The 20,516-nt window shown below is 44.3% G+C and carries 22 protein-coding genes; 12 read left to right on the top strand and 10 right to left on the bottom strand.

The features are described from left to right. The 5 genes from R8N49_RS00995 (at position 1) to R8N49_RS00975 (ending at position 7,822) form a co-directional block, all read left to right on the top strand. Positions 1 to 2,232, top strand: a complete 2,232-nt coding sequence (locus R8N49_RS00995) for a response regulator (RefSeq protein ID WP_170897020.1) — start codon at positions 1 to 3, stop codon at positions 2,230 to 2,232. Next, on the top strand, positions 2,207 to 3,631 hold the full coding sequence (locus R8N49_RS00990; RefSeq protein WP_053307835.1) for a TolC family protein: 1,425 nt from the start codon (positions 2,207 to 2,209) through the stop codon (positions 3,629 to 3,631). The genes R8N49_RS00995 and R8N49_RS00990 overlap by 26 nt, the downstream gene beginning before the upstream one ends. Continuing rightward, positions 3,621 to 5,207 (top strand): ATP-binding cassette domain-containing protein, encoded by a 1,587-nt coding sequence (locus R8N49_RS00985; protein ID WP_054701322.1) that lies wholly within the window; start codon positions 3,621 to 3,623, stop codon positions 5,205 to 5,207. The genes R8N49_RS00990 and R8N49_RS00985 overlap by 11 nt, the downstream gene beginning before the upstream one ends. Next, positions 5,204 to 7,342, top strand: coding sequence for an ATP-binding cassette domain-containing protein (locus R8N49_RS00980; protein ID WP_170897022.1), 2,139 nt, complete (start codon positions 5,204 to 5,206; stop codon positions 7,340 to 7,342). Before R8N49_RS00985 ends, R8N49_RS00980 begins: the two co-directional genes overlap by 4 nt. Positions 7,343 to 7,447: 105 nt before the next feature. After that, positions 7,448 to 7,822 (top strand): hypothetical protein, encoded by a 375-nt coding sequence (locus tag R8N49_RS00975; RefSeq protein ID WP_005375619.1) that lies wholly within the window; start codon positions 7,448 to 7,450, stop codon positions 7,820 to 7,822. 26 nt (positions 7,823 to 7,848) lie between these two features. Here the strand turns inward: R8N49_RS00975 and R8N49_RS00970 are convergent, their stop codons facing one another. From R8N49_RS00970 to R8N49_RS00960, 3 genes are all read right to left on the bottom strand, one after another. Next, complete coding sequence (locus R8N49_RS00970; RefSeq protein ID WP_017635872.1) at positions 7,849 to 8,739, bottom strand: RNA polymerase sigma factor RpoD/SigA; 891 nt, start codon at positions 8,737 to 8,739, stop codon at positions 7,849 to 7,851. A 333-nt stretch (positions 8,740 to 9,072) separates the two neighbouring features. After that, a complete protein-coding gene (locus R8N49_RS00965) occupies positions 9,073 to 10,515 on the bottom strand; it encodes a diguanylate cyclase domain-containing protein (protein WP_054577116.1) in 1,443 nt (480 codons plus the stop codon). 211 nt (positions 10,516 to 10,726) lie between these two features. Then, complete coding sequence (locus R8N49_RS00960) at positions 10,727 to 11,023, bottom strand: alternative ribosome-rescue factor A (RefSeq protein ID WP_017635870.1); 297 nt, start codon at positions 11,021 to 11,023, stop codon at positions 10,727 to 10,729. 365 nt (positions 11,024 to 11,388) lie between these two features. Between R8N49_RS00960 and R8N49_RS00955 the strand changes: the two genes are divergently transcribed. From R8N49_RS00955 to R8N49_RS00940, 4 genes are all read left to right on the top strand, one after another. Further along, positions 11,389 to 11,598 (top strand): cold-shock protein, encoded by a 210-nt coding sequence (locus R8N49_RS00955; RefSeq protein ID WP_005375625.1) that lies wholly within the window; start codon positions 11,389 to 11,391, stop codon positions 11,596 to 11,598. Between the two features lie 89 nt (positions 11,599 to 11,687). Beyond that, the gene (locus tag R8N49_RS00950; protein WP_005375627.1) at positions 11,688 to 12,233 is read left to right on the top strand and encodes a YaeQ family protein; all 546 of its coding nucleotides are present in this window, start codon (positions 11,688 to 11,690) and stop codon (positions 12,231 to 12,233) included. Beyond that, positions 12,220 to 12,762, top strand: a complete 543-nt coding sequence (locus tag R8N49_RS00945; RefSeq protein ID WP_017635869.1) for a hypothetical protein — start codon at positions 12,220 to 12,222, stop codon at positions 12,760 to 12,762. The genes R8N49_RS00950 and R8N49_RS00945 overlap by 14 nt, the downstream gene beginning before the upstream one ends. Positions 12,763 to 12,873: 111 nt before the next feature. After that, a complete protein-coding gene (locus R8N49_RS00940; protein ID WP_054574391.1) occupies positions 12,874 to 13,233 on the top strand; it encodes a glutaredoxin family protein in 360 nt (119 codons plus the stop codon). A gap of 191 nt (positions 13,234 to 13,424) precedes the next feature. On the opposite strand, the gene R8N49_RS00935 is transcribed toward R8N49_RS00940, so the two are convergent. Next, positions 13,425 to 14,051 (bottom strand): OmpA family protein, encoded by a 627-nt coding sequence (locus R8N49_RS00935; protein ID WP_025768460.1) that lies wholly within the window; start codon positions 14,049 to 14,051, stop codon positions 13,425 to 13,427. Positions 14,052 to 14,333: 282 nt separating this feature from the next. On the opposite strand from R8N49_RS00935, the gene R8N49_RS00930 reads away from it, so the two are divergent. Then, complete coding sequence (locus R8N49_RS00930) at positions 14,334 to 14,966, top strand: thiol:disulfide interchange protein DsbA/DsbL (RefSeq protein ID WP_042521488.1); 633 nt, start codon at positions 14,334 to 14,336, stop codon at positions 14,964 to 14,966. Positions 14,967 to 14,979: 13 nt separating this feature from the next. Then, a complete protein-coding gene (locus R8N49_RS00925) occupies positions 14,980 to 15,453 on the top strand; it encodes an FKBP-type peptidyl-prolyl cis-trans isomerase (RefSeq protein ID WP_005375638.1) in 474 nt (157 codons plus the stop codon). A gap of 82 nt (positions 15,454 to 15,535) precedes the next feature. On the opposite strand, the gene cyoE is transcribed toward R8N49_RS00925, so the two are convergent. Genes cyoE through R8N49_RS00905 form a run of 4 tightly spaced genes read right to left on the bottom strand, consistent with a single transcriptional unit; the run spans position 15,536 to position 18,776 of the window. Beyond that, positions 15,536 to 16,435, bottom strand: a complete 900-nt coding sequence (gene cyoE, locus R8N49_RS00920; protein WP_005385222.1) for a heme o synthase — start codon at positions 16,433 to 16,435, stop codon at positions 15,536 to 15,538. Further along, entirely contained in the window at positions 16,428 to 17,447 is a 1,020-nt protein-coding gene (locus R8N49_RS00915) for a COX15/CtaA family protein (protein WP_017635865.1), read from the bottom strand. Before R8N49_RS00915 ends, cyoE begins: the two co-directional genes overlap by 8 nt. A gap of 11 nt (positions 17,448 to 17,458) precedes the next feature. Beyond that, positions 17,459 to 17,995 carry a hypothetical protein gene (locus R8N49_RS00910; protein ID WP_017635864.1) on the bottom strand — a complete coding sequence of 179 codons (537 nt, stop codon included), beginning with the start codon at positions 17,993 to 17,995 and terminating at the stop codon, positions 17,459 to 17,461. Further along, positions 17,985 to 18,776 (bottom strand): SURF1 family protein, encoded by a 792-nt coding sequence (locus tag R8N49_RS00905; protein ID WP_186585627.1) that lies wholly within the window; start codon positions 18,774 to 18,776, stop codon positions 17,985 to 17,987. Before R8N49_RS00905 ends, R8N49_RS00910 begins: the two co-directional genes overlap by 11 nt. Here R8N49_RS00905 and R8N49_RS00900 point away from each other — a divergent pair. Further along, the gene (locus tag R8N49_RS00900; RefSeq protein ID WP_005375504.1) at positions 18,775 to 19,011 is read left to right on the top strand and encodes a DUF2909 domain-containing protein; all 237 of its coding nucleotides are present in this window, start codon (positions 18,775 to 18,777) and stop codon (positions 19,009 to 19,011) included. The genes R8N49_RS00905 and R8N49_RS00900 overlap by 2 nt on opposite strands. Before the next feature lie 24 nt (positions 19,012 to 19,035). On the opposite strand, the gene R8N49_RS00895 is transcribed toward R8N49_RS00900, so the two are convergent. Together R8N49_RS00895 and R8N49_RS00890 are read right to left on the bottom strand one after the other, a co-directional pair. Then, positions 19,036 to 19,920, bottom strand: coding sequence for a cytochrome c oxidase subunit 3 (locus R8N49_RS00895; RefSeq protein WP_005375506.1), 885 nt, complete (start codon positions 19,918 to 19,920; stop codon positions 19,036 to 19,038). A gap of 51 nt (positions 19,921 to 19,971) precedes the next feature. Next, the gene (locus tag R8N49_RS00890; RefSeq protein ID WP_017821600.1) at positions 19,972 to 20,511 is read right to left on the bottom strand and encodes a cytochrome c oxidase assembly protein; all 540 of its coding nucleotides are present in this window, start codon (positions 20,509 to 20,511) and stop codon (positions 19,972 to 19,974) included. Positions 20,512 to 20,516: the final 5 nt, after the last annotated feature.

Below are 20,516 nucleotides of genomic sequence, written 5' to 3'. Positions count from 1 at the left end.
ATGAGTAGCAAACCTTCTTACAATATTTCCGTTCCTGTTATGCGCCTAAGCATCGCTTTCAGCTTGATGCTGGCTGCCCTCGCCTTTTATTTGTATATCTCTTGGGAAAAAGTGGATTCAGTCGAGAAAGTGCAAAACGCGCCTCTGTTGGTTCAAGCTCAACAGCTCAACCAAACTATCGAGTTTGATATTCAAACGCTTCAACGCTGTTTAAGCGCGCGTTATTGCAGTACAACAGAGCTTGATTTTGAGGTTCTGAAAGACGAAATTGACCAATTTAAGTCGCTCGCGTCACTCAACAAAACCGAGTTTAGCTTGGTGGGCGCGACCGAATACACGCAGCTTGAACTGGCAATCAATCGCTTCTCAGACAGCCAAAAAACACGCGACGATGTGTTGGCACTGTACCTCTCGCTCACCAATAACTACCTACAAATGGACGACAACTACCGGACCATATTTAACAACCATGCGAGTGACCTAATGATGGAGAAAAACGAGTTCTTCATTTGGTTGTTTGTGGTCGTTGTCGTACTGGTTGGTATCGCAGTGCTATCGAACTTGGTGGCAATCCTTAAACTGAAAAAATCCAGCTCGAATGAGCGTGACATTGACCAAGAATTCGATGAGCTTTATCAAGAACTCAAACTACTGGATTTACAAAGGTTGGAAGAGTTGCTGAATGAAGTGAGCATCAATCCTAAGCAGCGTCAGATCTACTCACACCTAAAACTGATTTTCAGCAAACTCGAAGAGCAAAAACGCAATAACGATCTCTACAAGCAGCTCTATGCTCTGATTGGTTACGAGATTCGTGGCATCACCAACACCATTAACGGCGGCGTGCAATATCTCGTTCAAGAGACCGATGAGAGCGGAGTGTTGATGGCGCAAGATATAACCTCGGCTGCCAATACCCTGTCTGAATTGGCAGAGAACTACAACCGACTCATTTCACAAGGGACCGAGAGCAAATCGAAAGAGTTTTCACTGCTGAATGTACTGTCTGAATTGATGATTCACATCAGTTCAAAAGTGCAGCGAAATGAAGGTGAGCTAGACTGCTTTATCTCAGATAACTTACCAAACCGTGTTGAAGGACAATCTACCAGCTTATTCTGGGTGTTGTTCCTACAGCTATCAAATGCCATCCAACTCAAAGCCGACAAGAAACTGTTTGTCACCATTGAATCAGGTGCGGCGTCAGACATTGAAAATACCCGCTTGACCATCAATCTAAACTTCTTAACCACACTGGATGTGCCGTTTGCCAAGCTCAATACCCTACACTGGAGCGACCATAAACAGCACACTGCAACCAAAGACGATTTGGCTAAAAGCGTACTGAAAGATTATGGCTATTACGAGAGCCATTGGTATCAATCGGGCAATCAGGAACGTTTTCAAATTCAGCTCGATTTGAAAGCCAAAAGCTTCCACACCGAGAAAACTCGCTTCGACAATAAGCGTTTGTTGCTGTGTGCCAACTCTCAGCTGCGCATTGATGTAATGAACAAAATGTTAGTCAACTTGGGCTTGGAGATCACGCCAATTCGAACGCCGAACGAACTCTTCTCTGCTGCAAAAACCTTTGGCGAATACGATGCCATCATGCTGACCGACACGTTCGAGCCAAACAAGCTGCCCTCACTGAGCAAAACGGTGAAATCGCAACTGCGCAATCACCCGAACACGAAGTTGTTGCTTTCAGTCACTAGCACTCAGCAAGCACAAGAGAGTCATACCTTTGTCGACAAGATTCTGAACTCTCCTGCGATTCCATATGAGTTCATCCCTAACCTGTTAGCAATCATGGAAGCGGAAGCCTCTGAAGATCAGATGGAGAACAGCTCATTCCTGATTGTGGAAGATGACCGTGTTCAACAGATTCTACTCAAACGTATTTTGAGCAAGCAAGAATACGAAGCCGATACCGTTGGCGATGGCGCAGACGCTGTTCAGCACTTCATAAATCAACGCTCGGACATCATCTTTATGGACTGCATCATGCCAGGCATGGGCGGTATTGAAGCAACCAAACGCATTCGACAGTACGAACAAGAGAGCGGGCAAAACCCTTGCACCATTATAGGTGCGACAGCATTGACCAGCAGTAATGAACACCAAGCTTGTATCGAAGCAGGAATGGATTACGTGATCAGCAAACCTTATAAAAACGACGAAATCATCAAGGTGATCAACAAGTATGTGGCGGTACAGAAACTTAACTAGCTGCGTATTGGCAGCGCTTACATTGAGCAATGCTCCTTCGGCAATGGCGACCACCTTGCTTGAGGCGGTCAAACTCGGCTTGGAAAACAACTTATCTCTGCGCGCTAGTGACAAAGGCGTGGAAGAAAACGAATACAACATCGACATTAGCCGTTCTAAGTTTCTACCCTCTTTAAACGGTGCTGCTGATACCACATGGAATGAAAACGAAACCATATTAACGGGAACACCGGATACACGTTCTAGCTACAACTCGAACAGCTACAGTGTGTCTTTATCCCAATCGGTGTTTAACCTTGGTGACATCTTTAAATACGGCACCGCGAAGCTTGATTTCAACATTGAAGAAATCAAACACGAGAACAAAATCCAGAGCACCATTTCTGAAATCGCGACGCAATATTTCGAATACCTCAAAAACAACGCGCAAATCAAAGCCACCCAAGTAGAACTTAAATCGTCTGAAACACGTGAGCGCCAAATGCGTCGCAACGTGGAACTTGGCAACACTGCGGCGAGCGAGTTGTATGAGGTAATTGCCCAGAAAGAAGGCATTGCCAATCGCTTAAGAACCTTAGAGAAAGACCGGCGCGTAATTTTGAACGGTTTAGAGATTCAAGTTCAATACCCAGTCACCCCATCACAGGACATCTACGAAAGCGTGCCCTTGGCGGAAATCAGCGAATCCGAACAACGTGAGATTCTTGAACAAGCTTTGAAGCTCAATAACGACTTATTGGTTGCGAAGAAAACCGTCGAGCGCAGCCGAAGAGGCTTGAAAGAAAGCGGTTCAAACTTTGTGCCGACCGTATCGCTCTCTGCCAGTTACCGTTACGACGATGCGAACAACTATGACCGAACCGACCCAACCGCAACAGGGGACAGTAACTCGACCAGCGTCGGGTTGAACTTGAATGTGCCAATTTTCTCCGGCGGTTCGGATTACTACGGTTATCAAAAATCGTCGACTGCCATCGAGCGAACGGAGCTGCTGTACCAAGATTCGTTGTTCACTACGCGCAATAGCGTTAACACCTCGGTGCTCAACATCAATGACTTCTCCCGCGCCATCAGCAGTTACGAGAACATCATCCGTGCAAACTACGCTTCCTACAAAGGCATTCAACGCGCTTACCAGCTTGGCACGCGAACCATTACCGACTTACTGGCAGCGGAAAGTAAACTGTTTAGCGCGCTACGTGATTACGAGAGCGCGCGTTATGACTACATCATTGAATCGATCAATCTTGAGCAAATCAAGGGCATGTTGTCGGTGCAATCCATCGAAAGCATCATGCAGTTGATGAGCGATATCGAAGGCAGAAGCAATCAAGACTTAGTTCCAAAACACCTTCTCTCCAAACCATCGATTAAGAAAGGAGGTCGCAATGCAAACTGAGCATTTTTCCCAAAAGATTAACTTTGCTGACAAGTGTTACCTGACTTTCTCAACGGTCATCTCGACACTGTTTGGTTTAGTACTGCCCTTTTCGATTCTGATTATCTTTGACCGAGTTTTACCTAACCAAGCCAAAGACACACTGTTTCTTCTGTTTGCCATTATCTTGATCACCATCTTCCTCGACTATCACTTAAAAAATCAGGAAGAGAAGATTTCGTCGGTCATCATGAAGCAGTTCGAAACCAACCTAACCAACAAGGTGTTTCAATCCATCTGTTTGGCTGAGATATCGAAGTTTCGTCGCCTAGAACCCGGTGAATACCTAGAGCGTATTGCTACCATTCCAGAGATTAAATCCTTCTTTGGCGGAGAATCTGTACGGGCATTGATCAACCTTGCAGTCAGCATACTGACCATTCTGATTATCGGTCTAATCAACATCTGGGCTGGGGTGACCATCTTGCTCGCCTCCATCGTTTTGGCGGTGTTCGCACTCAGTCTTTCCAAGCAAAAAATCAACAGCCTAGAAAACAAATCCGACATCGAAGGCTTAACCACGTCGAAAATCATCGAGATCATCTCTAGCCCACTCGATATCAAAGCGCGCAATATGGAATATCGCGTCGAAAGTTTGATGACACAAATGGTGGAAGAACGTGAAGTCGAGAACATCAAATACGAGCAAATCGAATCGAACTTCAGCCTTATCTTGTCGCTCATACAACAGCTCTCCATCGCTTGTGTGGTGGTGGTTTTGGCAACGGCAGTTATCAACATGCAATCTAGCCAAGGCATCATGGCAGCCATCATCATGCTTACCAACCGCTACTTCGCCCCATACCAACAAGTGATGCGTACGGTGAGCCGCTGGGAGTTGAACAAGCTTCATATTCAACGTATCGCCGAACTACTTGAGCTTGCGGCATCTGTAGAACAACAAAATGACACGACAGAAGTCGAGCGCATCTCGGTGAAGTATTCGGAAAAACAACGCATCGAGTTTGAACGCGGTCAGGCTTACTTGCTAACAGGGAAAAGCGGCGCAGGCAAAACCCACCTCGCTAACTGCATTACGCGGCAAAACACCGACAGCAAGCTCGATATCCAAATCAACGAGACACCACTCGATGACGTCAATTACAACGTCTGGCGCAATAGCGTGCTCATGGTCGACAAAACCAATTCGTTCGTCGAAGGCACCATCATCGACAACTTGACTTGTTTCCGCCCGAGCTTAAACAACACCGCATTTGCGCTTTGCGAGACCATGAACATCAAAGCACAAATCGATGCCCTTCCCGCTGGTTTTTATACCGAGCTTAAAGGACATTTACGCAACCCATTCTCGCGCCAAGTCGCTTATGCCTTGTTGTTAGTGCGTGCCTTACTCGCGAACAAACGTGTGTTGATCTTCGACGATATCGACTGTGTTTATGATGACGACTTTGCTCGATTGGTTTTGACCAGTACCGCCTATCGCGCCAACGACAAAATCCTCATCATCGTCAGCAACAAGATGGACAAACTTAATCATCGCCTCAAACGCGTCAAACTTACCGGAGGTGACCAATGAGTATTTTGGTTGATTTTAATAATGTCCCTCAGCGCTTGTTGGACTTTGAGGCTCGCAGTTATGACGAGCGATACAATCAGTCACCTTTGATTCGTGGTTTAGCTTACACCCTCATTGCGCTTGAATGGGAAGGCACACCTTCTATCCTCAGTGATGCTTTTATCCCTAAACCAAAAGACAGCGACAGTTTTGTTGCCACGATTGAACGTCTTGGTTACCGTTGTGACGTCACCAAATTAAAAACGTTGGAGCACATCGAGGGGCACCCTCATCCTTGTTTTATCGAGATAGAAAACCTCACTGCGATTTTCTTGGGCACTAAAGACGGCAAACTGATCCTGTTTGATTACACAAATAACAACACCATTGAATACCCGCTCTGCAAGAAGCCGTGCTTGTTGGTCTCGATCAGCGAATACTCCCGCTTATTCCGAGAACCGCCACCTGAATCTCAAGACCGCAGTAACTGGATTAAATACGCGTTTTATCGCTACAACAATGAACTCAAAAGCCTGATTATTCTCAGCTTCGTGGTCAGCATTCTCGGCGCACTCCAGCCCTTTTTTATTATGAGTGTGTACAACTTCGCCTTAACCTCTAGCTCGCAAGCCACGCTTTATTGGCTCACGTTATTTGCTGTGATTGTTGGGTTCTCGGAATACTTTTTCAAGAAAATGCGGGTCAACATCATCGCCACATCAGGAAAGGATTTGGCGGTGCATATTTCTCAAAACGTAATATCCAAACTGTTGTGGCTTCCTTATTCGATGACATCTACCGCTGGTGTCTCTTCTCAGTTAGCACGATTGAAGGACATCGACACTTTCCGCCGTTTGGTAACCGCAGAGTCAACATTAAGCTACTTCGACATGCCGTTTGTTATCGTATTCATTATTGCCATTGCTCTTATGTCTGGTACCGCAGCGCTAGTCGTTATGGCGGGGTTGATTCTAATGTTGGTGTTCTGTGTTTATTCTCGTTACATCTACTCGCAAGCCACGTCCAAGAGCTCTCGCGCCAACGCCATGGTTTCTTACCAATGGAATGAGATTCTTCGTGGTATAAAAACCATCCAAGGCTTGCCATTATTGCGTGTTATCCAGTCCCGCTTTAGCGCATCGCATTTACAAAGCACCAGCGATGCAGAACATGTTTCAGTGACTAATAGCAGGGTTCAGGCAGCAGGCGGGAGTTTGATTCAGGTTATTGGTACCGCAAGTATCGTCGCGGCCGTTATCGGCGTGATGGACGGCACCTCCGATGCAGGTGCAATGCTTGCTACCGTAATTTTAGTCTGGAAGGCGTTGGGGCCTATTATGGGCATCTACAACTCTATTTCTAAGTTCCAATCCATTAAGGCGTCTTCTGCGCAAATCAACAACCTTATGGCGATGAATGACGATAAGCTAACGTTAGAGAAAAGCCCCCCTATTCGCCTCTTTCAAGGTAGTATCGTCGGCTCTGGTGTGAGCCATCGTTATAGTGGTGCGGCAACAGGCTTAACTAATCTTGGTTTTAAAATTCCACCGGGCGCAAAAGTTGTGATTTGTGGACCAACAGGTTGCGGTAAAACGACGCTCATTTCTATTATCGCTGGGCTAGAGGAACGCTATCAAGGCTCAGTTTCGGTGGACGGTTATAACATCAAACAATTCAACAGTTACCGCTATCGAACCTCGATTAACTACATCCCGTTTAACCTGCATATTTTTGAAGGCTCCTTGGAGACTAACTTCATCTTGCATAATGGGTTAATCCCAACAGAAAAAATGCGTGAAATGGTGAGTTTCTTTGAGCTCGATACATGGTTGCCACAAGGCCTGGACACTCAATTGAGCGTTGATATCTGTAAAAGTTTACCAAATGGTATTCAACAAAGACTGCGGCTCGCATTAGGGCTAGGCAACTGCGAACAATCTTTGATTATCATTGACGAGCCATTTAATGGTGCAGAGCAAGAAAATTCCCACTACTTCAAGCGGTTATTTAGCGACAAACTACTCAATAAGACCGTTATTTTCTCAACGAATGATCCGGGCATGATCTCTACATCCAATATGAGCTTAGTCTTGGAGCCAGATGGCAACCTGAAGTATTTCGGGTTAACCGATAAGTACTTAAAAAGTCTAAGTTAAGTTCGGAATGTGGTGTGGTTCATCATTCATACTTGAGCACGGTCATTGACAAAAATGTAAACGATGAGACTATTTACTCTGTAAGCGCGTACACTAAGGAATCCGATGTATACATTTGTTGCAGACAAATTGGATGTGGTTTATTTATCAACGATACCAGAAAACTACCAGTTACAAGACTTCGACGTGCCTGAAGAAGAACTCGAAATTCGTGAAATTGTAGAGGTATGGTATGAGTGTGCGTTTCTTCCTGACTTTAACCTTCAACACATCGACATCGAAAACAAAACTGCTTTGGTCGAGACACAAGCGCAAGTCGTAAACAACTACACAAGTACGCTCGCTTTTTTACTCAAAAGTCGTACTTATCGCGCAGCACTTAACCGATTATTGAGTGTATGGAGATTGGAGGCAGCAGCTAAAGCACAGCTTGAGCTGCTGTTACTTACGGAAGAACAGAGTAGCAAGCCAGTAAATTAATCGGCTAGGATAAGGGGCTAAAAATCTTAAACCCAACCATCGAATCGGAGACGTTTCTGCACGCGTTCAACCGCCTCTATCTGCATCTGACGAACACGCTCGTTAGACACGTTTAACAACAGGCCTATTTCCGACAAGGTTTTCACTCTCTGGTCAAATAATCCGAATCGATGGATTAAGACTTTCTGCAACTTAGTTGGCAAGGTTTTAATAATATTTTCAATAGCTTGAGTAAAGCACTGGTTTTCACAGTCTTGTTGTGGATCTGGCGTATACTCACTTTCACACAGTTCAAGAACAAATGGAACACGATGAAGGTCCGCAGTGGTCGATACATCAATAAAACCACTAAGAGCAACAAGTTCATCTATACGCTCTGCTTTCACCCCTGAGCAGCGTGAGAGTTCAGAAATAGACAACTCCTTGCTCTCACTTTTTGACGCATCGAGCTTTTTTAAAGCCAGGCTATTTATCTCTTTGCACACATGAGCAGGTAAACGTACCGTGCGGCCATTGTTCATTAATGCCGCTTCTATATTCTCGCGAATCCACCATACCGCATAAGTAGAAAAACGGTAGCCTGGCTCAGGATCGAACTTATCGACCGCTTTTATCAAACCAATGTTACCTTCTTCTATTAAATCGAGCAGAGTAAAGTTATTGCCTGGCCGTTTGAGGTAGCCTTTTGCGATTTTCACAACAAGTCGAAGATTAGACTCAATCAACATTTCGCGCGCTTCTTCATCACCAGCTCGATTAAGTTTGGCGTAATGCAACTCCTCTTCACGAGACAACAAATCAATCCCCACAATATCTTTGAGATAGTGAGCATAAGGGTCTTTCCCAACTGACAACGATTCTTTCATTGACAGTTCATCCGTGACAGCTCGGAACCTAGCAAAGCATTCGTTGTTCATTCCCCGTCCTTCTCAAGCCAACTTATTTCTTATCTTCTTTAATTGTTTTTGTACAACACCGTATGCATCATGCTTTATATGCATTACTTTACACTGAGTGTAGACAGGGGTTCTGATCTTTACCAAGAAATCGCTTATCACTTTAAAACAATTACTGCTTCTATGATAAAAACGTGAGCAGGTGGGGGGTTATATATATGAAAGTGCGAATATTTGTACGCAAATTGGCCTCAAAGAAAACAACGCAACGTAATCGTCAACGCTTACCACGTTACTCTGACTAAACCTTTGAGGCTTGAGGATGGTTTGAAGTATCAGTTGAATTAGCGAGACCTAATTCACTTGACGAAGCGCAGGTTGAAGCTGACAGTCTGTTATAACTTGGAAAACTGCACGATTCTTTCCTTCAGACTTACCTTGATACATCAAGTCGTCAGCATCTTGCAAGCTCACGATGTGGGTAAACTCAGGATAGTAAGCACAGCCCAAACTGATACTCAAATGAATTGCTTGTCCGCCCAGTATAACAGGCTGATCGTAAACGGCTTTACAAAGCATATTGGCAAAATTGAGCGCTTCTCGCTCTGACAGAGACGACGTAACGAGTGCGAACTCTTCTCCTCCAATTCTCGCCAATGTCATTCGGTCATCAGTCATCGACTTAGCGGCTTCTGCGATGGCAACTATTGCTCGGTCTCCAGCAAGGTGGCCATATCGATCATTGATTGATTTAAAATCATCAATATCAAACACCATCACCGTTAAGTTTCGCTTCAAATGATTCAGTAGCGCCAATTGCTCAATCAGGTGTCTACGGTTGTATAGCTTTGTGAGAGAATCCGTCAACGTCATCTCCAGCAATTGCTGATTGGCAATCGTTAATTGCCTTGTCCGAAGAGCAACCATACGTTTGAGAGCAAAAATATGATAAAGCGTTGCGACCGCCATAATGAAAATAGCAATAGGGAAAAGATAAAGTGGATAAACCGTTTTCACCACACTCCAACGGGTGAGGATCCGCTCACGATCCGTATCGATGACTTTTTCAAACGCTCGTGATACCTCTAAAATGGAAGTTGCACTGTGCATTCCTGCTGCAATCCGAAGATCTTTACTATATAAGCTAATTGTCGGGACAAACATACCCGCTCCCGGCGTGGTTGCCATATAAAAGTTAGCAACTTGCAGGTCTGCAACAAAGTACAGCACCTTTTTATCGACGGCGGCTTGTATCATCGAATCATTGTTAATGTATTCTGCGATAGGTGCATTCGGATAATTCGTCTGAACAAACTCAGACTCGTAACTTCCTTTAACAACGCCAATTGGCAGCGTCATTTCGCCAGTTAAAACACTCCTGATATCAACCGAAAGTACATCTTTATTTACGTACAGTTTGGTTTGGATAGGCATTATGACTGCGCCAAAGTCCATATACTTCGCTCTTTCGGGCGAGTAGACAAGTCCTCCGTGAAAGTCAGCCTTACCCTCTTTTACGGCTTGTAAAGAAGCATCCCAATCCAAAAGGAGAAACTGAACGTCGATTTGGTTGTTCGCCGCGTACTCTTTCCAAAAGTCGATTAAAATACCTTTAGGTTCACCATCTGGGCTAAGGTAAGAGAACGGCTTCCACGCTTTGGAGTTAGCAACAATTAAAGAATGAGACTCTGACTTGTGTGCATGCGCCATCGGACAAATGGACAGCCACAGTAGTAATAAAGAAGCACACGCTTTTTTACATTTGCAACCATAAGTACCATAACTCGTCGATGACATACCTACTTCTCACCAGTCTTTTTAAACCATAATCTCGGCTGTTTGATTAGACTAAAGATATAGTAGAGTTGCATAAGACAGGAAGTGACGCTTATTGATATGAATCTAACTTAGTAAGTTTTAGTACTTAATTGGTACTTTCAACGCCTAGTTCGCTGAAGCAGTTGAAGCAGTTGAAGCAGTTGAAGCAGTTGAAGCAGTACATGATAAATTAGGAAAACTTATCTGGTACTAAAAATTGAATATCATCAGTTTTGCAAACACCTAGTACCAACAAAAAAGCCCTATTCAAAATCCACCTTGGGGAGAACTTTGAATAGGGCTCTTTGCCTCTATGCTTCATTTTACGGCTGAAGCTACCTTTACCTTTTTTCGCTTTAACGACTCGTGTTTGGAACAGCTGACTGGTAACAACCGCTTTTAACGCGTTGTCTTTGATTTCACCTCTGCCGAAGTCGGTCTCATGTTGTGAGCCACTCGGTTGAGGACTGATTTTACGCTTTGCCATAAATCCTCCTTAATGGTCGAACCAGATTGGACAATAATTATATAAATAAGTCAAATTTATAGATTTAGTTGAATTTTATGCTAAAAAACTTCACATCACCGTCATTTATTTGAAATTTAATCAAAAACATGCTGGTTAAATAGTGACTAAATACAAATATTTGTCCATAAAGCACTAATATATGTTGACTCTTCGTGGAATTAACCTAGACTCAAACACGGCTAGAAAGAAAGTTCTTTGTTTTCACATTTCGTTGGATTACTTGTAACCCGTCGTCCTGTGGTACGCAATAGCAATTTATTTTTCCACGCTATAAGCGCCGTTGAGGCGAAAGATTACATTATTTAGATATTTAGGAAATAGACATGTCTAACACAGCTACTGGCACAGTTAAGTGGTTCAACGAAACTAAAGGCTTCGGTTTCATTCAACAAGAAAACGGTCCTGACGTATTTGCTCACTTCTCTGCAATCACTGGTGACGGCTTCCGTACTCTAGTTGAAGGCCAGAAAGTAGAATTTGTTATCTCTCAAGGTCAAAAAGGCCCTCAAGCAGAGCAAATCAAAGTACTTTAATTCTTAAAGAATTTGATACGATAGCCAGCTTTTAAAGCTGGCTATTTTTTTGCCTAAAACTTATTTTGCCAACAAAACGATATAAATCTATGGCTCTTAAACCAACCATTTACAAATTTCGTATCGCCATTTCCGATATGAATAATGACTATTACGATTCTAAAAATCTAACTATCGCCCTTCATCCTTCTGAAAAGCCGCAACGAATGTTGGCTCGCATTCTAGCTTACTGTTTAAATGCTCAAAGCAATCTGGAGTTTACAAAAGGACTCTCTACGATTGAAGAGCCTGATTTATGGCATGTTGGCGATGATCAAAGCATTACTCACTGGATTGAAATTGGCGAACCAGAACCAGACAGAATTAAGAAAGCTTCTCGCCTCGCAAAGCATGTAAAAGTTTACACTTATAACACCAAAGCGGCTGTCTGGTGGGACAAAATGTCAGGAAAGTTCTCAATGCTTCCCGTCAACGTAGAGAGCTTTGACTATGACGCTATCGACTTGATTTGTCAGCATCTTGACCGAGGTACTAGCCTTTCTGTTATGATTACTGGCAGCTCAATTTTTGTTGATATCAATGATCAACATATCGAAGTAACGGTGAAGGAACTAAAAAACCATGACGTCTCTTAGTGAACTGAGTCAAGAGATGGGATTTGAAGAAATCCCCTTTGTTAAAGAACATAAAGCAGCAAAGCGGCGTTGGTTAAAAGAACAGTCACAACTATTTACAAAAGTTTGTGAGAACAAACCCACAACAGCACCTACTCTTCACCTGCTTGGCCTTTTGACCAAATCACATATTGAAGCAAGTGCTAACTACGAGCAACATGCTCACTCTACCCAGCGTATGCAGCAAGTTCTGACTGACTCCTTGGGTAATGAGCACGCGGATAAGTTTACTAACCAATCTGCTGAAGACCTAATCTTAGTCACCCACCTTTGGTTATACACGCAAGGCTATTTAAATATGGATTTCAGCTTGGCGCACGATCATGCCGAGCAGACTCAAAATACATTGCAGCACGAACTTGTCATGAAACGCATGGACGTTGATGCATTCAGAACCGAACTCATGCAAAGTTTTTATCAAGGTAAAGAAGCCCGTCCGGCTTCAGCAAGTGGCTTTTGGGGTTGGTTTAAACGTCTATTTTCCGCATAAAATACATGGTTTTATCCATTTCAAACAACTGATAGACTTCACGTCCAGTGCAACAAGCATCATGATTGCATTCTTAAAGGACAATTACCCAATGAACATCAAGGGATCATTATGAAGTTTATCCGTTGGATTTTAGGCAAGGTTATCTTATTGCTGAACGCGGTGTTCTCACCTCGTGGTATTAAGCGCACCGCAGAAGAACAGCAACGTATTGATGAAAAAGCGAAACAATACGCACTTTACCAATTTGAAGCCTGCCCTTTTTGTGTAAAGGTCCGCCGTGCAATGAAGCGTCAATCGGTGAACATTGAGCTACGTGATGCAAAAAATAACCCGACTCATCGAGCTGAACTAGAGCAATGTGGTGGGCGAGTTAAAGTCCCTTGTCTTCGTATCGAAAAAGATGGCGAGACACAGTGGTTATACGAGTCATCTGACATCGTCGCTTACGTTGAAAAAGAATTTGCCTAAGTTCCCCCTATGAACATTGGCGGATGTAAAAGAGGCACCTAACGGTGCCTCTTTTCTATTTTTTCTAGCTAGATGTTGCCGTGCGAGCTTTCCTTATTCAGTCTTCTTGCTCAACTCCGAACTTAAACTCCACTAAGCAAATAACGGGTATGCAAGAACAACACAACGAAGATTACCGCCTAACGTCTGCGTTATTCATCCACGATCAATGTTAGCTCTACGCGCCGATTGCAAGCTTTACCACTCGCTGTCGCATTGCTGCACTTCGGTACATACTCCCCGAAGCCTCTAGAAAACACTCGTTGACGTGGAATACTCGTCGCCAATAGTTGTTTTTCTACTTCACGAGCTCGCTTTTCAGATAGCGTGTCATTGAAGCTTTCAGCTCCCGTGCTATCCGCATGACCATCAATCACGACATCAACATCAGTTCTTCCAGCCAGATAGTGACCAATGTTTCGAATCCAGTCTTGAGATTGAGCAGATAACCGTGCAGAACCCGTTTGAAAATGCACTTGCTCTTTCAAACGTATCATCAGGTGACCACCACTGAGCGTCTCGTGAGGAATGTTATGCCTGCTCAGGAACATTTCCAGAGAGGTCACGTTTTGCGACTTTTTTACTGACGCCCTCGCCGTTTGATATGAACGAGGGGAAGAAGCCACATTGGATGCGCTCGGGTATCCCCACTCTGGGTGTCTCAGCTCAGTGTTTGATTTAGGAGCTGTATCTAAAATGTTCCCACCAGGGACCATATCTTGATCGAGGCTGCTGCACCCGGCCAGAATGCCACAAACAATTAAAAACCAATGCTTCATACCATTACCAACGTAGAAAAACTCTTGTTCATTGTGTCGACAAAACACGCCGAATCTTTAGCGCTTTTGTCCACCGATTGGTTTGTCTATGCAGCGTTCATGCCACTGGAGTCAATGCAAAATCATCTCTCAAATAAAACGCAACACTAGAATACCCTACCCTTACAGTCCATACGTCAGGCAAAGTCTGTTACCAATGGTCTCACTTTATTGTTATTTAATGGTTTTAGTCACTATCGTTAACCGATAAACTAACGCAAATTTCTCATTTAGAGCACTACTATGTTAAAAACCATATCGAAAGGCTTTGCTGTTGTTGTTGCCGTAATGGCTTTGTCGGCATGCGATAGCGGCAAGAGTCAGCCTCAGCAAGGCAAACAATACGAAGTTTTGCCAGTATCCCTTGAAGAGTATGATTTAGCTCCCCTGACTGAAGCATTCTCTTTAACTTGTGGCCACTGCCGCTCAATGGAAGAGTTTGTCCCTCAAATTGAATCATTGACCGATCAAAGCGTTGAAAAAATGCATGTAACGTTCAATGAAAGTGCACAAGTGAGCGCCATCATCTTCTATACTGCCGTAATGCAGCTTGAATCAACACCAGATAAAGCGTTTATGGCGGATCTTTTTACTGCTGTGCAAATGGGTGCCGATGCAACGGCTGAGGAACGCCAAATCGCTGTTGAGAAAGCCTTTGAGTCTCGCAACCTTATCAGCCCTTACCATTTAGATGAAGCACAGCAAAAAGCGCTGTTTGAGTACATCACTAAGGCAGAAGCGATCACCACGCGAGGCCAAATTAACTCCGTTCCAGCCTTTATCGTAAACGGAAAATATCAAGTAATTACTGGTGGTCATGACAGCGTTGAAGCCATGGCAGAAACCATCAACTTTTTGCTAAAACAACCTAAATAGACAAGGAGATTACGTGTCTAAATTTTTGTTTCCTCTTATTATTTTTATTTTGGCGGGCTTTTTCATTTACCGTACTTGGACAAACCATAAAGTAGCAGATGAAAACTTTGCCAAAGGCCAAGCATTCTTACTAGAAAATGCGAAAAAAGAAGGCGTCATCACAACAGAAAGTGGCCTTCAATACATGGTTCTTGAAAAAGGCGAAGGTGAGGTTCACCCAACGGCAACAAGTAAAGTAAAAGTACACTACCACGGCACCTTGATTGATGGCACGGTATTCGATAGCTCTGTTAATCGTGGTGAGCCTATTTCATTTGGTCTTAACCAAGTCATTAAAGGCTGGCAAGAAGGTCTACAATACATGGTAGAAGGTGAGAAAATCCGCCTTTTCGTACCAAGCACGCTTGGCTATGGTAAGAGTGGCTCTGGCCCAATTCCACCAGCAAGTGTTTTGATCTTTGATGTTGAACTGCTAGAAATTCAATAAATCTAGAAAGCTTTGTCTTAAAGCCAAAGTATCAAAACCAAAAACGCCGCGAACCACGCGGCGTTTTCTGTTTTAAGAGAGGTTAAAAACCAATATAGTGATCCGAAAGCAATGCAATGAACAACGCCAAAAGATGATAGATAGAGAATTTAAACGTCTCCATCGCGGTATTTGGCTCTGGTGCATATTTTAGCTTCCATGCATGGTACATAAAGCCAGCATTGAGTAGTAGCGAGGCAAAAAGATACACCACGCCGACCATACCAACCAAAACCGGTAGGACACAAACCAAAGTCAATAGCACCGTATACAACAGAATAGAAGTTTTGGTGTACTCAATGCCGTGTGTCACTGGCAGCATGGGAATATCTACCTTGCGGTAATCCTCGACACGATGAATAGCCAGAGCCCAAAAATGTGGTGGCGTCCAGATAAAAATGATCATTACGAGCAGCCAAGCATTCGCATGTAATTGCCCTGTTACAGCAGTCCAACCGAGAAGAGGCGGCATCGCACCGGCAATCCCTGCAATGACGATATTTTGGGGCGTAGCACGTTTGAGGTACATTGTGTATACCATCGCATAGCCGAGCAAACTCATCAAAGTCAACCATGCCGTCAGCGGGTTGACCATCGCATAGAGAAGTACAAACCCTAAGACACCTAAAACTGTAGCGAAGGCTATCACCGATGATGGTTTAGTCTCACCCGATGGCAATGGTCGTTTGTGTGTACGTGCCATTCTCGCATCAATTCGGCGGTCAATTAGATGATTAAACGCTGCCGCAGACCCTGCCATCAGACCAATCCCCGTTAGGCCAACTACCGCCTGCAACCAGGGGAAATCATCAACCGGGGCTAAGCTCATCCCTACTACTGCCGTCACCAACATTAACGCCACCACTTTAGGTTTCGTTAACTTCAAATAAACGGAACTTAGTCGCTTTCGCCCATTTAACGACAGCGCGATTTCTTTACTCATAGCGAACTCCTTTCGCGGTGTAATTCCAAGCCGTTTTACCCTGCCACAAGTAAAACTGGCTAACACAAACGAGACTCAACATAACAGCGGCACCAAGGTTGTGCGCCACCGCGACATAGATAGGAAGTTGAAATACTACGTTGCTTACACCCAGCATAATTTGGCACACCAGAGTGAATAACAACCACCCTCCGATTCTCTGTGAATGATGAGAATCTTGCCTCATAAGCCCAATACTATAAGCCAATACCACGGTGGCGGTAACAATAGCGCCTATACGATGAGTGACGTGTATAGTCATTCTTGCCGGATACTCCAAGACACCAAATTCATAATTCTCGAATCCAGTTTGCCAGAAAGAAAACGCTTCTTTCCATGAGAGATGGCTCATCCAGTCTCCCTCACAAATCGGCAGTGTGGTACACATCAGCGCAGCATAATTTGACGAAGTCCATCCTCCAAGGAGCACTTGCACCAAAACAACCAGGAAAACCAACAATGAAAAGCCTCTCAGAGAGCTAGAAGATGGAGAGAAATAGAGATTGTTTTGCGCTTTTAATTGGCAGTAAAAAATCGCCTGTAACGCCAATAAAACAAAACCACCGAGCAAGTGAAGCATCACGATGACGGGCATTAATTTAAGAGTAACTGTCCACATCCCCAAAAGTGCCTGCCCAATCACCAATACGCTTAGCAACATCGGAATGGTTGAATTTACACGCTCAGACCTTACTGATATCGCTGCCATCGCAAAAATGACTAAACCTAACGTTCCTGCAAAATAGCGATGAATCATCTCAAGCCATGCTTTCTCATGCTCTACTGCCCGCTCGGGGAAGTTCAGGTTAGCACGTATGACGTCTTCTTCTTGATGCGGCACAGAAAAGTGCCCATAACAACCAGGCCAGTCCGGGCAACCTAACCCTGCATCTGAAAGGCGAGTATATGCCCCTAGCATGATCACCACGAGAGTTAGGAGCAAACTGAATCTAACCAACTGAATTAATTTCATATGCACTTCCTCTAACCGACTCGTGACAGTTTTAAGAGCTTGCGTAAGTCCGCCAACATACCTTTATTCAATAGGACTAAGTCCTCATTTGGTTTCGGCGAATAAGACATCACCAGTTGCCCAAGAGGATCAACGATCAACATTTGCCCAGGTTTCACTTTTGCGGTAACCAATTCATTCATTTGCATCGCTAACATCGATACTTCCATGGGATCTGAATGCTCAGTCTGCCAAACGACTGGCACTACTCGCTCTTGATACTTACCTAAAGCAACATGACTTTGCTGAAGCAGGTAAAGCTGCTGTTTACACTGTTCAGTGCATTCGTTAGGCAATACATAAGCGAGTTGCCAACCATGGTCTTTGAGAGGTGACTCTTGACCAAGCTGCTCTAACGTCGTGTATGGTTCGACTAACTCGCCTCTATTGGTCACTCCGCTTTGATACCACCCTTGTGTGAGAATGACTTTTGCAATGACAGCGGGAAGCGCGAACGTACAAACCAGCGCAATCAACATTAGTCGTCCTTTGGTTACTTTAGATGTCATGCTTCACCTCCATGTGACGCAACTTTTTTTGCCAACGAACAAAAACAATTAAAGTCAGTATTAAGAAAACACCTGCCATCGAAAACCATTGAATCGAATAGCCAAAATGTTTGGCACTATTGAGTGGTAATGGATTCCAAGGAAAGTCATAGGGCCAACGAGTTAAATTGTCTGGCTGCAAGACTGCGGGCATAAGTTCAATATTCAGTAGCTGATTCAATTGCGCGATGTTTAGGTTTTGCACGCGAATAACATCGCCAACTTCCGGCATTAACTCTGAGCTCAGTGGATTAGTAGATTTTCGGTACAGGCGTCCTGTGATGAAAATCGAATTATCGAGTTTGGTGACCGTTGGTAACACTGAGCGATCTGCTTTTCCCTCGACAAAACCAAGCTCCAATAACGCATAGGCACTAGGTTCATCGCTCGTCAATACAATCTGAAATGCTAAATATCCCACACTGCCTTGATGCGTTTGGTTGTCTAACAAAATTACGGGAAACGCCTGAGGAACAACATTAACTTCCACTTTTTTCCCGAGGATACTTTCCTCTCGCCAGTCGTTGTCTTCAAGAACGACGCTTAGTGCTTGGTACGCACTATCCGCACGCGCGAGAATGGCTTGTTCCAATGCTTGTTTTTCTTGCCCTCTCTCAAACTGCCAAAAACCCAGTTTGACCAAAAGAGAAAACACAACCACAGTTAAACCAACTGCAACCCAAAACCGTTTCGATAGCCATAATTGTCTTGATAACAACAATGATGAAACCGGAGGTGCCATGTCCACCGTATTTCTATTCAAACTGACGCTTGTCCTTTTGCTGCTTTTCATTATCTTCAACCTCGCAAAAGCGCTTATCGAAATGGTTCGTGAAGACCCAGATAATCCTGAAAAAAGAGACAAACCCATGAGTCATTACTTAGGCCGTCGAGTCATGTTCTCCGCTTTGGTGGTCGTCCTTTTGCTTATTGCGCTCAGCTCGGGTTGGCTAGCACCAAACCCTCGCCCTTATTAGTCGAACCAAGAGTTCACACTGCGCCTAAAGTACGTAAACAAACACAAACAGACATAACCAAACCACATCCACGAAATGCCAATACCAGCTGCCCGCTTGAAAGGCAAAATGGTTCTTTGGCGAAAAGTGATCTTTAGCGATTCTGAACAGCAGCACGATCAAGAAGATAGTCCCAAGACAAACGTGTAAACCGTGGAACCCCGTCAACATGAAGAACGTGTTACCGTAAATACCGGACTGCAACGTGAGCCCTATGTCTTGATAAGCATGAACATACTCAACCGCTTGGTAATATAGGAAAAAGCCAGCAAGTACGATGGTTATCTCTAACCAAACAATCAGTGCCGTTCTTTTGTCTTGTTCAAGGCTTATATGCGCCATATGTAGCGTAATAGACGACAATAGCAGCAAGATAGTATTGGTAAGGGGTATGCCCTGCCACGGCATAGCTTGTGTTGTTTCTCCCCCCGGTGTCAGTGTGAGTGGCCACATCGCTTCGAAGGTTGGCCACAGGACTTCGTTGGTCATGAAGTTATTATCTGCCCCACCTAACCAAGGCACAGAAATCATTCTGGCGTAAAACAAGGCACCAAAAAAGGCACCAAAAAACATCACTTCAGAAAAGATAAACCAGCTCATTCCTTGGCGAAAAGAACGAGTAATTTGCGAGCTGTATTTTCCACTCAGTGATTCAGTAATCACATTACTAAACCAACCAGCCAACATGTAAAGCAAGAACAAGAAGCCCACCGCTAGCACAATGCCACCAATGGTTCCCACTGCACCGCCACTTTGTGTCCCCTGGACGGTCATGCCTGCGCCAACAGCAACCAAAAACAGAGCAAATGCACCGATGATCGGCCAGCTACTTTGAGCGGGAACATAATATGTTCCTGGCTTGTTACTCATAATTTCTCTCCTTACTGACCAACCTTGGTCTGTATCTCTCTCCCTGAGTGGCTAAGAGCCTGTAGGAGGGGGAAGTTTATAGAGTGTGTAAGACAGCGTTAACGTGTGTATAGACTCCGGCAAGTCCGGTTCGATATAAAAAATCAACGGCATTTGAGCTTGCTGTTTACCATCCAGAGGCTGCTGGTTAAAACAAAAACACTCAATCTTATTGAAGTAAGCAGCTCCAGTCCCGGGAGAAACAGAAGGAACGGCTTGCCCCACCAACTTCTGCCCGCTTTCATTAAATGCAAGGTATTCGGTTTGCACGACTTCACCTGGGTGAACATCCATCGAAATCACTTTGGGTCTAAACTCCCAAGGCATATCTGGGCTGACATGCGCCATAAACTCCACGCGAATAGTTCGGCTCATGTCCGGTTGCATACCTGTCGGTTGAATGGCGGCCACTTCACTTGTCTTTCCATTGATTCCCAGTGCGTCGCACATCACGTCATAAAGTGGGACCAGTGCATAGCCGAAGCCAAACATTAACAGGGTCGCCAAAAGTAACTTCACTGTGAGCTTCTTGTTTGATGGATTCGGTTTCATGTCAC

The organism is Vibrio sp. 1978 (assembly GCF_033344345.1).
Note: the sequence above shows the minus strand (reverse complement) of the source record. Positions and strands in the feature narration are given on the sequence as shown.

What these genes read in the sequence shown, in the direction of transcription:
- R8N49_RS00995 (WP_170897020.1), top strand. Translation starts at nt 1, where the DNA reads ATGAGTAGCAAACCTTCTTACAATATTTCCGTTCCTGTTATGCGCCTA.
- R8N49_RS00990 (WP_053307835.1), top strand. Translation starts at nt 2,207, where the DNA reads ATGTGGCGGTACAGAAACTTAACTAGCTGCGTATTGGCAGCGCTTACA.
- R8N49_RS00985 (WP_054701322.1), top strand. Translation starts at nt 3,621, where the DNA reads ATGCAAACTGAGCATTTTTCCCAAAAGATTAACTTTGCTGACAAGTGT.
- R8N49_RS00980 (WP_170897022.1), top strand. Translation starts at nt 5,204, where the DNA reads ATGAGTATTTTGGTTGATTTTAATAATGTCCCTCAGCGCTTGTTGGAC.
- R8N49_RS00975 (WP_005375619.1), top strand. Translation starts at nt 7,448, where the DNA reads ATGTATACATTTGTTGCAGACAAATTGGATGTGGTTTATTTATCAACG.
- R8N49_RS00970 (WP_017635872.1), bottom strand. Translation starts at nt 8,739, where the DNA reads ATGAACAACGAATGCTTTGCTAGGTTCCGAGCTGTCACGGATGAACTG.
- R8N49_RS00965 (WP_054577116.1), bottom strand. Translation starts at nt 10,515, where the DNA reads ATGTCATCGACGAGTTATGGTACTTATGGTTGCAAATGTAAAAAAGCG.
- R8N49_RS00960 (WP_017635870.1), bottom strand. Translation starts at nt 11,023, where the DNA reads ATGGCAAAGCGTAAAATCAGTCCTCAACCGAGTGGCTCACAACATGAG.
- R8N49_RS00955 (WP_005375625.1), top strand. Translation starts at nt 11,389, where the DNA reads ATGTCTAACACAGCTACTGGCACAGTTAAGTGGTTCAACGAAACTAAA.
- R8N49_RS00950 (WP_005375627.1), top strand. Translation starts at nt 11,688, where the DNA reads ATGGCTCTTAAACCAACCATTTACAAATTTCGTATCGCCATTTCCGAT.
- R8N49_RS00945 (WP_017635869.1), top strand. Translation starts at nt 12,220, where the DNA reads ATGACGTCTCTTAGTGAACTGAGTCAAGAGATGGGATTTGAAGAAATC.
- R8N49_RS00940 (WP_054574391.1), top strand. Translation starts at nt 12,874, where the DNA reads ATGAAGTTTATCCGTTGGATTTTAGGCAAGGTTATCTTATTGCTGAAC.
- R8N49_RS00935 (WP_025768460.1), bottom strand. Translation starts at nt 14,051, where the DNA reads ATGAAGCATTGGTTTTTAATTGTTTGTGGCATTCTGGCCGGGTGCAGC.
- R8N49_RS00930 (WP_042521488.1), top strand. Translation starts at nt 14,334, where the DNA reads ATGTTAAAAACCATATCGAAAGGCTTTGCTGTTGTTGTTGCCGTAATG.
- cyoE (WP_005385222.1), bottom strand. Translation starts at nt 16,435, where the DNA reads ATGAGTAAAGAAATCGCGCTGTCGTTAAATGGGCGAAAGCGACTAAGT.
- R8N49_RS00915 (WP_017635865.1), bottom strand. Translation starts at nt 17,447, where the DNA reads ATGAAATTAATTCAGTTGGTTAGATTCAGTTTGCTCCTAACTCTCGTG.
- R8N49_RS00910 (WP_017635864.1), bottom strand. Translation starts at nt 17,995, where the DNA reads ATGACATCTAAAGTAACCAAAGGACGACTAATGTTGATTGCGCTGGTT.
- R8N49_RS00900 (WP_005375504.1), top strand. Translation starts at nt 18,775, where the DNA reads ATGTCCACCGTATTTCTATTCAAACTGACGCTTGTCCTTTTGCTGCTT.
- R8N49_RS00905 (WP_186585627.1), bottom strand. Translation starts at nt 18,776, where the DNA reads ATGGCACCTCCGGTTTCATCATTGTTGTTATCAAGACAATTATGGCTA.
- R8N49_RS00895 (WP_005375506.1), bottom strand. Translation starts at nt 19,920, where the DNA reads ATGAGTAACAAGCCAGGAACATATTATGTTCCCGCTCAAAGTAGCTGG.
- R8N49_RS00890 (WP_017821600.1), bottom strand. Translation starts at nt 20,511, where the DNA reads ATGAAACCGAATCCATCAAACAAGAAGCTCACAGTGAAGTTACTTTTG.